The following is a 13053-nucleotide window of genomic DNA, read 5'->3' as shown; positions in this document are numbered from 1 at the left end:
ATCCCGTTGGGAGAATGTGGCGTAGAGTGCTGGATGAGGGTGCTAGGCCGAATCGGCGTTGATTCCATGGCGGACCCTCATCCGCCTGCCGGCATCCTCTCCCGATGGGAGAAGATTCCTCCGTTGCGTGCCAACCCACTCTGATTTGGTCAAGCGGCGCAAGGTCTTCAGGCGGTTCGAACAGGCGCTTGCTAAAATGAGCACCCTTTCCGGCGGTGTAGATCACCTCAATGAATCAAGTTTTGTTCCACGTACACAACATCGGCGTGACGCCGTGGAAGCTCGTCGGCTATCTCGGCGCATTTCTCTTTACCGCCCGCTGGTTCGTGCAGTTGTACGCGACGAAGAAGCTGCGTCGCGTCGTGATGCCGCTGTCGTTCTGGTGGCTGTCGATCACCGGGAGCGCGTTGCTGCTCACGTACTTCATTTTCGGCAAGAACGATTCGGTGGGAGTGATGTCGAACCTTTTCCCGACGTTCGTGTCCGTTTACAACCTCGTTACCCACATTCGCCATCACCGGCAGGAAGTGATCGAGCCAGGTAGTTCCGAAGAGACCTAACTTCGCTTCGTCTTGGCCGCGGCTGCCTCAGTAGGCCGAGGCGGCAAGGATGATGTCGGCATCCTTCCACGCCTCTTTGAAACGCTGCTCGACCGCGGCCGCCTGCTTTACCTTGTGCTGCGCCTTGAGCGATTGCGCGAGACCGTACAGTGCCCAGCCGTTTTCCGGATGGCGCTGCAGGTCGTCGCGATAGACCTGTTCGGCTTCCTTCGCCTTGTGCTCGCGCAGCAGCTCCGCGCCGAGCAGGTGACGCACCGGGTTGAACCAGTCGGCCGGTTCGTCGTAGTTGAGTTTATCCTCTCTCGCGACGGCCTCGCGCAGCGCGGCGATCGCATCGCCGCGTCGGCCCTGTGCCGCGGCGATGCGTGCCGTTGCGACTGACGACGCTACAGCGATGAGGTCGCCGGCGCTGTTGAGCCCGGCCGGCGCGTCGGCCGGCGTGGCCTTGGCGATGGCGTCGAGCTCGTTTTTCTCCGCGATAGCGGCGTCTACCCGACCCGTCGCGGCGAAAGCCGCGCAGCGCGCGTAGCGATAGGCAGCCGACAGGCCGAGCAGTTTCGGGTCCGGTGCCGGCGCCGAGAGGATGTCCTGCCAGCGGCCGAAGCGCTCCATCACGAAAAACGGCTCGGCAGCGTACCAGTCGAGGCCGGTGCCCATGTGCAGCGATTCGTCGGTGAGCTGCGATGTCATCTCGCGCATCGCCTGCAGCGCTGCGGCCGAGCGGCCGCGCATCGCTTCCGAGTAGCCGAGGAACTGGTAGTTGTGGGTGAAATACATGCCGCTGTAATACATCCAGCCCGGCGGCTTGGCCTTGTCGACGTAGACGGCGTCGGCCTTCGCGCCATCGATGTTCGCCGTGCTGGCGTCGGCATAGCGCCCGACGCGCTGGTAGATATGCGACGGCATGTGCACGATGTGGCCGGCGCCGGGCATGAGCGCGGCGAGTCGATCGGCGGCGGCGAGGCCTTTTTCCGGATGCGGCGAGGCTTCGATCGCGTGGATGTAGTAGTGGTTGGCGCCTGGATGCGTCGGGTTGCGCACGAGTACGCCTTCGAGCGTCGCGACGATCTCGTCCGTGCCCGGCGCGGCCTTGCCGTCGTTGCTCCACAGCTTCCACGGGTTGGCCGTCATCAGCGCCTCGGCGAAGAACACCTGCACGTCGTCGTCGGCCGGATGCTGCTTGGCGACCTCGCGCATCGCGCTCGCGTAGGCGTCGTTGAACGGCTGCATCTTTTCGGCCGGCACAGGCGTTGCGCCCGTGTAACGCTTGCCGAGCGCGGCGATCAGGGCCTGCTCGGCAGGCGTCGCATGCGTGGTGTGTTTCTGTGCGGACTCGACAGCGCCCCACAGCGCCTGCCAGCGCTGCTCCATCGCGGGCATGTTGTAGTTCGGCCCGAGCGCCTCGGCTGCGCCCCAGTAGCAGATCGCGCAGGCCGGATCGAGTTCGATGGCCTTGGCGAACGCGCGCACCGCCTCGTCGTGGTTGAAGCCGTAGATCAGGTTCAGGCCCTGGTCGAAATAAGCCTGCGCTTCCGGCGAGCGGGTCGTGATTTTGCGCGAGTAGGCGCCGAGTCCATCCAGACGCTGCGCTCCTTGAGCCCACTGCGTGAGCGTCGATACTGGCGCTGCCATGCCCGCGTGCTCAGCGTGGTCGGAGTGCGCGTCGGATTTTTGTTGCGGAGCGGATGCGCATGCGGACAACGCGCAGGCGCCGAATGTCGCAACAAGGCGACGGTGGATCGGCTTCATGACTTCTCCCCAAGTCGTGGTCGATACACCGAGCTTACATGTTTCCGCGCAGGCGAGAAATCGCTCGCGGGAGGATAGGGCGGCTACTCGGGATCGTAGTCGAGGTTCGGCGCGAGCCAGCGTTCGGCTTCGGTCAGCGTCCAGCCCTTGCGCTTGGCGTAGTCTTCGACCTGTTCCTTGGTCACGCGACCGAGCACGAAGTACTGGCTGTCCGGATGGCTGAAATACCAGCCGGATACGGCGGCGGTCGGGTACATCGCGAAGCTCTCGGTGAGTTCTATGCCCGCGTTCTTCGTCGCGTCGAGCAGGGCGAACAGCGTGCCTTTCTCGGTGTGATCGGGGCAGGCGGGGTAGCCGGGAGCGGGGCGTATGCCGCGGTATTTCTCGGCGATCAATTCGTCGTTGGCCAGCGTTTCGTCGGACGCATAGCCCCAGAATTCCTTGCGCACGCGTTCGTGCAGACGCTCGGCAAACGCTTCGGCCAAGCGATCGGCGAGTGCCTTGAGCATGATCGAGGAATAATCGTCGTAGGATTTGCCGAATTCCTCGAGCTTCTCCTCGATGCCGATACCCGCGGTGACGGCGAAGCCGCCGACCCAGTCCTGCTTGCCCGAATCCTTCGGCGCGATGAAGTCGGCGAGGCAGAAATCGGGGCGGCCAGGCGGCTTGTCGGCCTGCTGGCGCAGGGAGTGCAGCCTCAATTTCTTTCCTGACTCCAACGACACCTCGATATCGTCGCCGACGCGCGCGGCCGGCCAGAAGCCGATCACGGCGCTGGCCTTGAGCCACTTCTCGGCGACAATCTGCTTCAGCATCTTCTGCGCGTCGTCGAACAGCTCCCGCGCCTGCTTGCCGACGATCGCATCGTCGAGGATCTGCGGATAGTGGCCGGCGAGTTCCCAGGTATTGAAGAACGGCGACCAGTCGATGCGCTCGACCAGTTCGGCCAGCGGATAGTCGGCGAATACGGTGATGCCGGGCCGGCTTGGCGCGGGCGGGGTATACGTTTCCCATTTTCCGTCGAAGGCCTGCCCGCGTGCGTGCTCGAGCGAGACGAGGCGCTTGGCCGGGCCGCGATCCTTGTGGCGCTCGCGGATGTCGGCGTACTCGGCGCGAATCTTCGCCATGAAATCGTCTACGAGATCCTTCGAGATCAGCGACTGCGCAACGCCGACCGCGCGCGAGGCATCCTTCACCCACACCGTCGGCGATTTGTAATGCGGTTCGATCTTGAGTGCCGTATGCGCACGCGAGGTTGTCGCGCCACCGATCAGCAGCGGCACGTGGAAATCCTGGCGCTGCATTTCCTTGGCGACGTGGCTCATCTCCTCGAGCGAGGGCGTAATGAGTCCCGAAAGGCCGATCATGTCTGCGTTTTCGGCCTTGGCCGCGTCGAGAATCTTCTGCGCCGGCACCATGACGCCAAGATCGATCACGTCGAAGTTGTTGCAGCGGAGCACGACGCCGACGATGTTCTTGCCGATGTCGTGCACGTCGCCCTTGACCGTCGCCATGATGATCTTGCCGTTCGATTTTCCGGCATCGCCGGTGCGCGCTTTTTCGGCTTCGATGAACGGCAGCAGGTAGGCCACGGCCTTTTTCATCACGCGCGCCGATTTCACGACTTGAGGCAGGAACATCTTGCCCGCGCCGAACAGGTCGCCGACGACGTTCATGCCGTCCATCAACGGCCCTTCGATCACGTCGAGCGGGCGCGTGGACTGCAGGCGCGCTTCCTCGGTGTCGACCTCGACGAACTCGTCGATGCCGTGCACGAGCGCATGCGACAGACGCTCGCGAACATTCTTCTCGCGCCAGGCCAGCTTTTCCTTGCTGCCGCCGGCCTGCTCGCCTTTGCCCTTCTTGTACTTTTCCGCAATTTCCAGCAGTCGTTCGGTCGCATCCTCGCGGCGGTTGAGCACGACATCCTCGACGCGCTCGCGCAGTTCGGGGTCTAGATCGTCGTAGATCGGCAATGCACCCGCGTTGACGATGCCCATGTCCATGCCAGCCGCAATCGCGTGGTAGAGAAAGACGCTGTGGATCGCGCCGCGCACGGTTTCGTTGCCGCGGAACGAGAACGAAACGTTCGACACACCGCCGGAAACGTGACAGTGCGGCAGTGTCGCCTTGATCTCGCGCGTCGCCTCAATGAAATCGACCGCGTAGTTGTTGTGCTCCTCGATGCCGGTCGCGATCGCGAAGATGTTCGGATCGAAGATGATGTCTTCGGGCGGAAAGCCGACCTGCTCGGTCAGGATCTTGTAGGCGCGCGCGCAGATCTCGACCTTGCGTGCCTTGGTGTCCGCCTGGCCGGTTTCATCGAACGCCATCACGACCACGGCGGCGCCATAGGCAAGCACCTTGCGCGCGTGTTCGAGGAAGATTTCCTCGCCTTCCTTGAGCGAGATCGAATTGACCACGCCCTTGCCCTGCAGGCAGCGCAGGCCGGATTCGATCACCGTCCACTTCGACGAATCGACCATGACTGGCACGCGGGCGATGTCGGGCTCGGCCGCGATCAGGTTGAGGAACTTCGCCATCGCCATTTCGGAGTCGATCAGGCCCTCGTCCATGTTGACGTCGATGATCTGCGCGCCGTTCTCGACCTGCTGGCGCGCGACTTCGACCGCCTCGTCGTAGCGATCTTCCTTGATCAGCTTCTTGAACGCGGCCGAGCCGGTGACGTTGGTGCGTTCACCGACATTGACAAACAGCAGATCCGGCGTGATGACGAACGGTTCGAGACCGGAAAGGCGGGTGTGGCGGGGGAGTTCGATCATGTTTTTCGTACTTTCTTCTTTTGACGTCATTCTCGAGAAACGAGGATGACGAGCAGGGGTTTCACGCGGCCTGCGATTCAACTTTCGGCAACGCCCGCGGCGCCACGCCGCGCACCGCCTGCGCGATCGCGCGGATATGTGCGGGACTCGTGCCGCAGCAGCCGCCGACGAGGTTGACGAGGCCGCTGGTCGCGAACTCGCCGACAGTCGTCGCCATCTGTTCGGGTGTTTCATCGTATTCGGCGAACGCGTTCGGCAGGCCCGCGTTCGGATGCGTCGAGACGTAGCACTCGGAAACCTGTGCCAGCGCGTCGACATAGGCGCGCAGTTCACTCGCTCCGAGCGCGCAGTTGAGGCCGATCGACAGCGGCTGCGAATGACGCAGCGAGTAGTAGAACGCCTCGGCGGTCTGGCCCGACAGCGTGCGCCCCGACATGTCGGTGATCGTGCCCGAGATCATGATCGGTACGCGCGCGCCGCGGCGGGCGAATTCCTGGCCGATCGCGTAGAGCGCGGCCTTGGCGTTGAGCGTGTCGAAGATCGTCTCGACCATGACGACATCGGCGCCGCCGTCGAGCAGCCCGCGCGTGGCGTCGCGGTAGGTCGTGTCGAGCTCTTCAAAACTCACGTTGCGGAAACCGGGATTGTTGACGTCGGGCGAGATCGACGCGGTGCGGCTGGTCGGCCCGAGCACGCCAATGACGAAGCGCGGCTGGTCGGGAGTCTTCGCCTCGGCCGCATCGCAGCACTCGCGCGCGAGCCGCGCGCCTTCGCGGTTGAGTTCATAGGCGAGGTGTTCGAGGTGATAGTCGGCCTGGCTGATTGTGGTCGAGTTGAACGTATTCGTCTCGATCAGGTCCGCGCCGGCGTCGAGGTAGGCCATGTGCACAGCCTTGATGATCTCGGGTTGGGTCAGCGAGAGCAGGTCGTTGTTGCCCTTGAGATCGCAGCCGGGACCGTGGTGCTCGTGTTGGCTGTGCGCGTCCTTGCCTTCGGCGAAGCGCGCGCCGCGATAGCCGTCCTCTTCGAGCTTGTACGATTGCAGCATCGTACCCATCGCGCCATCGATGACGAGGATGCGCTTGGCCAGCGCGTCGAGCAGTTGCTGCGTGCGGGCTGAATTGAGCCAGGGCAGGGTGTTGTTCATTTCATTGCTCCAGACAAAACTTTGCCGTGCCGATCAGGGCTTCTGCGCCAACAGGGACAGCACTTCGAAATGCGGCGGCCGGCGCTCGCGCGTCAGGCGCGTGCAGCTCAGCACCTTGAGGCTGGCCTTGCGCGCGAACTCGCGTAGGTCGGCATCCTTGAAACCGAGATTGCGGTGGTCGAACGGCGCGACCGCGGTGCGGTGCGCGTGCCTGGCCAGCGTGGTCACGAGCAGGCGTCCGCCGGGCTTGAGCACGCGCGCGGCCTCGGCAATCGCCTGCGCCGGCGCGTCGCTATAGGTGAGGGCGTGCATCGACAGCACAAGGTCGAAGCGGCGTGCGCCGAGGTCGAGCGCATGCATGTCGCCAGCTTCGACTTCGACGTTGGCGAATGCCTTGAGTCGCGCGCGCGCGGCGTTGACCACGCGCTCGCTCGAATCGATGCAGACGATGCTGCGTGCGTGCGGCGCGAGCAGTTCGGCGAGCGCGCCGTCGCCTGAGGCGATGTCGAGCACGTCGCCCGGGTCGATCAGTCCGGCCAGCGCGCGCGCCAGCGCTTCCCAGGTACGGCCCGGCGAATAGTGGCGTTCCATGTCGCCGGCGACGGTGTCCGCCCAGCCTTCGGCGCGCGCGCGTTCGGCGAGCACGGTCGGCAGGCGCTGTGCATCGTTTCTGAGCAGGGCGTCGTCGATGGTCTCGCGCAGCGCGTGCAGAAATGCCGACGATTTCGCGTCCAGCTCGGAGTTGTAGCGATAATAGGCCGATACGCCCGCGCGGCGGTCGCGCACGAGGTCGGCCTCTTTCAGCTTGGCCAGGTGCGTCGACACGCGCGGCTGGGCGAGGCGCAGCACGTCGGACAGCTCGGCCACGGTCAGCTCCTCGCGTTCGAGCAGCGCGAGCAGCCGCACCCGGGTCGGGTCGGAGAGCAGGCGCAGCAGAGCCGAGGTGGAGGCGAGATCCATTTATCCTTTCATCTTGATTGAAAGATATATGTGAAGATTATACTTGTGCGACAACAGCGTCAATGTTTGCGGGCTCGTGATCGCAAGGCAAAAAGCAACGAATGAAATGGATGCAATGAAATTCTTGGCAAAGCTGTTCTCGATCTTGCTGGTTTCGCTCGTGAGCGCGCCATGCTTCGCCGTGGAAGAAAGCGCGCTCGGCAAATACTGGACCGAAGACGCGCTGCGCGTGCCGTATCGCGCGATCGTCACGCCGGGCCGCGAGAACGGCGAATTGCTGCCGCTGGTGATCTTCCTGCACGGCGACTGGCAGGACGGCACCGACAATGAATCGCAGCTCGGCGGTTACGGCAACGGTTCAATGCAGTTGATCGACCAGGCGATCTCGGCGGACGTGCCGTTCGTCTACATCGCTCCGGAAACGACCGATGCCTATTGGCCGGCGGCGCGCGTAGCGTCCGTCGTGCGCGATGCGTTCGCGCGCTTTCCGATCGACAAGCGCCGCGTGATTCTCACCGGCATTTCCGACGGCGCGACGGGCGTGTGGGATGCGCTCAAGACCTGGCCTGCCTGTTTTGCCGCCGCGGTACCGATGTCGGGCATGACCGAAACCTCGGGACTTGCGCCGATCACATCCGTGCCGCAATGGATTTTTCACGGCGGCAAGGACAACGACACCGACGTCGAGACCGGCTACGGCGGGGCGATGGTCGGCTCGCGCGCGGTCGTGCGCGCGCTGCGCGCGATGGGCGCGCGGCCGATCTACACCGAGTATCCGGAAGAAGAGCACGTGATCTGGCATCGCGCCTATGCGACGCCCGGCCTGCTCGGCTGGATGCTCAATCAACGCCTGCGCGACAAGCCCTGCGATTTCGCGGACTACACGAAGCGATAGCGCGAAGCGGTAAAATGACCGTTCTGCCTACACCCGCAAGAAAAACATCCATTGGGAGCCGTTATGGATTTCAACTTTAGCGAAGACCAGCTTTCCATCCAGGCCATCGCGCGCGACTTCGCGCAGAAGCGCATCGCGCCGGTCGCGGCCGAGTTCGATGCGAAGGGCGAGTTCCCGCTCGACAACATCAAGGAAATGGGCGCACTTGGCCTGATGGGCATCGAGGTGCCGGTCGAGTACGGCGGCGCGGGGATGGATTCGATTTCCTACGTGCTCGCGATGATCGAGATTGCGACTGCCGATTGCGCCACCTCGACGATCATGTCGGTCAACAACACGCTGTACTGCAACGGCCTGCTCAAGTTCGGCACGCACGAGCAGAAATTGAAATATGTCGAGCCGATCGCATCGGGCAAGGCGATCGGTGCATTCGCACTGACCGAGCCGCAGTCAGGCTCCGACGCGACCGCGATGAAGCTGCGTGCGGTCAAACAGGCCGACGGCAGTTTCATCGTCAACGGCAAGAAGAGCTGGATTACTTCGGGCCCGTTCGCCAAGTACATCCTGCTGTTCGCAATGACCGATCCGGCGAAGGGCGCCAAGGGCATCAGCGCGCTAATGATCGACACCGAGTGTGCTGGCTTCCATCGTGGCAAGACTGAACCCAAGCTCGGCATCCGCGCCTCGGCGACCTGCGAGATCGAATTCACCGACTATCGCGTGCCGGCCGAGGATCTGATCGGCGTCGAGGGCGAGGGCTTCAAGGTCGCGATGAGCGTGCTCGATGCGGGCCGCATCGGCATCGCTTCGCAGGCGGTCGGCCTGTCGCGCGCGGCCTATGAGGCGACGCTCGCGTATGCGCGCGACCGCAAGGCCTTCGGCCAGTCCATCGGCAGCTTCCAGATGATCCAGCAGAAGATCGCCGACATGAAGTGCAAGCTCGACGCCTCGCACTGGCTCGTGCTGCGCGCGGCCTGGGCCAAGCAGCAGGCGGAAAAGACCGGCGGCAAATTCTCGACCGAAGCTGCGGTGGCAAAGCTCACCGCATCCGAATCGGCGATGTGGATCACGCATCAGGCGATCCAGGTGCACGGTGGCATGGGCTATTCCAAGGAAATGCCGCTGGAGCGCTACTTCCGCGATGCCAAGATCACCGAGATCTACGAAGGAACGAGCGAAATCCAACGCATGGTGATTGCGCGCAACGAAACCGGGTTGAGATAAATTAAATGTAGTCTGAACTTTTCTGTAATGGAGTTAGTCTCTAACGCCGAGCCTGAGCGGGCGCCCTGTGCAATGCGGGGTTCCCGCAGAAAAGAAGGCCGCGCCCACAATACAGAGGAGTGACGACCATGCTGCGCTTCGTTCTGTTGTTGATTTTTGCTTTGGCTGCCCCTCAAACCGTTCTGGCAAAAGTGGCATGGATCGCTGACGGCGATTGTGCCGGTTTGCAGGCTGCCGTCACCGCGGCCTCTTCCCAGCCCACACAAGTCCAGCTTGCACGCGGTGGAATTTATGTCAGTTCCTCGACGGCAGCATGTGGAATCAATTTGAACAGCGGAAATCTGACGCTGGAGGGTAATGGCGCCACGTTGATCGCAGAGGAAACGTGCGGTGTTGGCACGACCATTCAGATGGGTAGCGGCGCGTCGCTCGCTATTCGCAATCTGCAATTCAAGGATCAGACCGACACCTGCCAGACACCCCCGAGCACGAGGATATCCAACGACGGGGGCACACTGTCCTTGGAAAACGTAACCGTGGTTGGTAACGGACTTAGCCGCACAACTTTTTTCAATCTTACGGTTGGAAAGGCGACACTGCGCAATACGACTTGGATCAAGGCTGGTTTGTGGGGCGACATCGATGTATACAATTCGACCTTTGTAGATTCCTCATTGGAGGGAGGGCCATGCTTCGCGCACGGATCGCTTTGCCTTACTTTCATCAAACTGACTAACTCGCTTGTATCCAACGCAAGCGTCTGCGATGAGGTTAGTTCACTTGGCGGGAATGTGATTTCGGATTCGAGCTGCGGATTCTTCGCCTCTACCAGTGACAAAGTCGTCTCCGGCTTGACGTTGCCCGCTGCTGCCGACCACGGCGGTTTGGTGCCTACCGTACAGATCGGCTATGGCAACCCGGCCTATCGCGCTGGCGTCGCGCAGTATTGCGAAGCGACCGACGCGCGTGGCGTCACCCGCAACGCGTCGAACTGCGATGTGGGTGCATACGAGTCCGGCGGCGGTCTGGGCCTTGTCACTGAGAATGGCATGAACGGGCTGTACTACGTGCCCGGCGTCAGCAACGGCCATTACGTTTCGGTGCAACGCATCCATGACAACAAGGACGTGATGGTGTTCTGGAACACGTTCAACCAGAACGGCGAGCCGGCGTGGATATTCGGTGTCGGCACGCTCGCCTCCGATCGGCACATTCATGCATCGATGTACCGCAATCTCGGCGGCGTCCTGCAACCCGGCGGAGCGCCGACCGGAGCCCAGCCGAGTGAGTGGGGCACGGTAGACATCGATGTGACGAGTTGCTCGGCTGCGCAGTTCAACTATCAGTCGAGCCTGCCCGAGTTCGGCAGCGGTCAGTTCCCGCTGACCCGCCTGGCCTTCGAATCCGCGATCAATTGCGGCGATTGACATCGTTCCACACGTCCAACATCCGAGTAACGGGAATTCGGCTTCGAGCCCGAGTAGGTGCGCCGCGAAATGGGAAAATTCATAAAACAAGAAGACCAAATTGCTTTCAGAGGAGTGACGCCATGCTGCGCTTTGTTCTGTTTCTGAGTTTTGCTTTAGGCCTGTATCAAACCGCTGAGGCGGGAGTGGTGCGGATTGCTGATGGCGATTGCGTAGCTTTGCAGAATGCTGTCAAAGGCGCCGAAACTGCTCGTACCACCGTTCAGCTTGCGCGAAGCGGCAACTACGTGAGTTCCATAACGAGTATTTGTGGATTTGATTTGAAGGCGGGAAATCTAACGATCGAGGGGAACGGCTCCACGTTGACGGCCCAGGAGGTTTGCGGGCTCGGCACGACCATCGGCGTCGAGTACGGAGCCTCGCTTACCATTCGCAATTTGCAAGTTAAGGATCAGACCGACACGTGTTTGATTGGGTCTTCCAGTGCGCGGATCAGCAATGGAGGAGGAACCCTGTCATTGGAGAACGTCACGGTCTGGGGAAATGGATTGGTCAGCAATACATTTAATGGCAATGTCTTTGGCATCGGAGGAAGCCCAACCGTTACGATGCGCAATACCACGTGGATAAATGCGAGTCTGACGAGCAGCTTCGAGGCGTACAACTCCACGTTTATCAATTCCAAATTAACTCTTGGCTCAAGTGGATTTGTGCCGCAGAGCGCAATCTTTCTGTCGAACTCCCTGCTTTCTTCCGCGACGCGAATTTGCTTCGGCACCGATGATGCGCCGCTTGCCTCGTTCGGCGGCAATATACTGACCGATTCGGGCTGCGGGCTCTCCACGAGCACAGGCGACAAGATCGTTTCCGCCCTCACTTTGCCTGCCGCGGACGACCACGGCGGCTTGGTTCCAACCATACAGATCGGCTATGGCAATCCGGCCTACCGCGCCGGCGCCGCGAAATATTGCGAAGCGACCGATGCGCGTGGTGTCACGCGCAACGCGACGAATTGCGATGCGGGCGCATACGAATCCGGCGGTGGTCTGGGCCTCGTCACCGAGAATGGCATGAACGGGCTCTACTACGTGCCGGGCATCGCCAATGGCCACTACGTTTCGGTGCAGCGCATCCACGACAGCAAGGATGTGATGGTGTTCTGGAATACATTCGACCAGAACGGCAAGCCGGCGTGGATATTCGGTGTCGGCACGCTCGCCTCGGATCGGCACATTCACGCATCGATGTATCGCAATCTCGGCGGTGTGCTGCAACCGGGCGGCTCGCCGACAGGAGCGAAGCCGAGCGAGTGGGGCACGGTAGACATCGATGTGACGAGTTGTTCGGCTGCGCAGTTCAACTATCAGTCGAGCCTGCCCGAGTTCGGCAGCGGCCAATTTCCGCTGACCCGTCTGGCCTTCGAATCCGCAATCAATTGCGGCGACTGAAATCAAAGCCGGTGCGCTTCCGAACGAACGCGGACGCAGAGCCGTTGCGGCGCGGCGTTCCGCTCTGCACGGCACGAAGCTGAGAGAGCTGCCCGTGGCCCAAGCACAGCTCGCCGCACTTCCAGAAACCTGCAACGCATCCCTCGACATCTAAGGAGCAGATAGTGAGCGTAAAACAAGTTTTTGCGATGCTGGCCGGCGTGATGCTGGCCTTGGTCGTGACTGCCCGCACCTTCGCCGAAGGGGTGCTGCCGAGAGGCGTGACCAAAGTGACCGAAGTCGAAGGCGTGAGCGAGTACCGCCTCGGCAACGGCCTGCAGGTGCTGTTGTTCGCGGACAACTCCAAGCCCACCGTGACCATCAACATGACCTACCACGTCGGCAGCCGCATGGAGGACTACGGCGAAACCGGCATGGCTCATCTGCTCGAGCATCTGTTGTTCAAGAGCAGCAAGTCGTACCAAAACATCGGCCAGGAATTGTCCAAGCGCGGCATGCAGTTCAACGGCTCGACCTGGTTCGACCGCACGAACTATTTCGAGACGTTTCCGACCGATCCCGCCGCAATCGAGTGGGCGCTCGGCATGGAAGCCGAACGCATGACCGCCGCAAATATTTCCAAGGCCGATCTCGATCCCGAGATGACCGTGGTGCGCAACGAGATGGAGATGGGCGAAAACAATCCGTTCACGATCCTCTGGCAGCGCATGGCTGCGGCCGCCTACGAATGGCACAACTACGGGCATTCGACGATTGGCGCGCGCGCCGACGTCGAGAATGTGAACATCTCGCACCTGCAGGCGTTCTACCGCAAGTATTACCAGCCCGACAATGCGACCTTGATCGTGGCCGGGCACTTC

Annotated in this window: 10 protein-coding genes; 6 read left to right on the top strand and 4 right to left on the bottom strand. The window is 61.9% G+C overall.

The features are described from left to right. Positions 1-230: 230 nt before the first annotated feature. Positions 231-560: a lipid-A-disaccharide synthase N-terminal domain-containing protein gene (locus VF497_RS01245; protein ID WP_330885468.1), complete on the top strand. Its 330-nt coding sequence runs from the start codon at positions 231-233 to the stop codon at positions 558-560. 27 nt (positions 561-587) lie between these two features. Here the strand turns inward: VF497_RS01245 and VF497_RS01240 are convergent, their stop codons facing one another. From VF497_RS01240 to VF497_RS01225, 4 genes are all read right to left on the bottom strand, one after another. Next, positions 588-2192: a hypothetical protein gene (locus VF497_RS01240; RefSeq protein WP_330885466.1), complete on the bottom strand. Its 1605-nt coding sequence runs from the start codon at positions 2190-2192 to the stop codon at positions 588-590. 200 nt (positions 2193-2392) lie between these two features. Continuing rightward, entirely contained in the window at positions 2393-5122 is a 2730-nt protein-coding gene (metH, locus tag VF497_RS01235) for a methionine synthase (RefSeq protein WP_330885464.1), read from the bottom strand. 31 nt (positions 5123-5153) lie between these two features. Further along, positions 5154-6239, bottom strand: a complete 1086-nt coding sequence (locus tag VF497_RS01230; RefSeq protein WP_330885461.1) for a homocysteine S-methyltransferase family protein — start codon at positions 6237-6239, stop codon at positions 5154-5156. Positions 6240-6272: 33 nt separating this feature from the next. Next, positions 6273-7199, bottom strand: a complete 927-nt coding sequence (locus VF497_RS01225; RefSeq protein WP_330885459.1) for a metalloregulator ArsR/SmtB family transcription factor — start codon at positions 7197-7199, stop codon at positions 6273-6275. Between the two features lie 115 nt (positions 7200-7314). On the opposite strand from VF497_RS01225, the gene VF497_RS01220 reads away from it, so the two are divergent. From VF497_RS01220 to VF497_RS01200, 5 genes are all read left to right on the top strand, one after another. Continuing rightward, a complete protein-coding gene (locus VF497_RS01220) occupies positions 7315-8094 on the top strand; it encodes a hypothetical protein (protein WP_330885457.1) in 780 nt (259 codons plus the stop codon). 63 nt (positions 8095-8157) lie between these two features. Next, positions 8158-9318: an acyl-CoA dehydrogenase family protein gene (locus VF497_RS01215; protein ID WP_330885455.1), complete on the top strand. Its 1161-nt coding sequence runs from the start codon at positions 8158-8160 to the stop codon at positions 9316-9318. Positions 9319-9446: 128 nt separating this feature from the next. Continuing rightward, positions 9447-10745 (top strand): choice-of-anchor Q domain-containing protein, encoded by a 1299-nt coding sequence (locus VF497_RS01210; RefSeq protein WP_330885453.1) that lies wholly within the window; start codon positions 9447-9449, stop codon positions 10743-10745. A 122-nt stretch (positions 10746-10867) separates the two neighbouring features. Continuing rightward, positions 10868-12193: a choice-of-anchor Q domain-containing protein gene (locus VF497_RS01205; RefSeq protein WP_330885451.1), complete on the top strand. Its 1326-nt coding sequence runs from the start codon at positions 10868-10870 to the stop codon at positions 12191-12193. A gap of 164 nt (positions 12194-12357) precedes the next feature. Next, positions 12358-13053, top strand: a 696-nt coding sequence (locus VF497_RS01200) for a pitrilysin family protein (protein ID WP_330885449.1), incomplete at its 3' end; no start/stop codon positions are given.

The sequence above is a fragment of the Rudaea sp. genome, assembly GCF_036383415.1.
Lineage (GTDB): Bacteria > Pseudomonadota > Gammaproteobacteria > Xanthomonadales > Rhodanobacteraceae > Rudaea.
This window is presented reverse-complemented; position numbering and strand designations above follow the sequence as displayed.

Coding starts and splice junctions, on each gene's coding strand:
- VF497_RS01230 (WP_330885461.1), bottom strand. CDS start 6,239: ATGAACAACACCCTGCCCTGGCTCAATTCAGCCCGCACGCAGCAACTG.
- VF497_RS01245 (WP_330885468.1), top strand. CDS start 231: ATGAATCAAGTTTTGTTCCACGTACACAACATCGGCGTGACGCCGTGG.
- VF497_RS01220 (WP_330885457.1), top strand. CDS start 7,315: ATGAAATTCTTGGCAAAGCTGTTCTCGATCTTGCTGGTTTCGCTCGTG.
- VF497_RS01215 (WP_330885455.1), top strand. CDS start 8,158: ATGGATTTCAACTTTAGCGAAGACCAGCTTTCCATCCAGGCCATCGCG.
- VF497_RS01240 (WP_330885466.1), bottom strand. CDS start 2,192: ATGGCAGCGCCAGTATCGACGCTCACGCAGTGGGCTCAAGGAGCGCAG.
- metH (WP_330885464.1), bottom strand. CDS start 5,122: ATGACGTCAAAAGAAGAAAGTACGAAAAACATGATCGAACTCCCCCGC.
- VF497_RS01210 (WP_330885453.1), top strand. CDS start 9,447: ATGCTGCGCTTCGTTCTGTTGTTGATTTTTGCTTTGGCTGCCCCTCAA.
- VF497_RS01225 (WP_330885459.1), bottom strand. CDS start 7,199: ATGGATCTCGCCTCCACCTCGGCTCTGCTGCGCCTGCTCTCCGACCCG.
- VF497_RS01205 (WP_330885451.1), top strand. CDS start 10,868: ATGCTGCGCTTTGTTCTGTTTCTGAGTTTTGCTTTAGGCCTGTATCAA.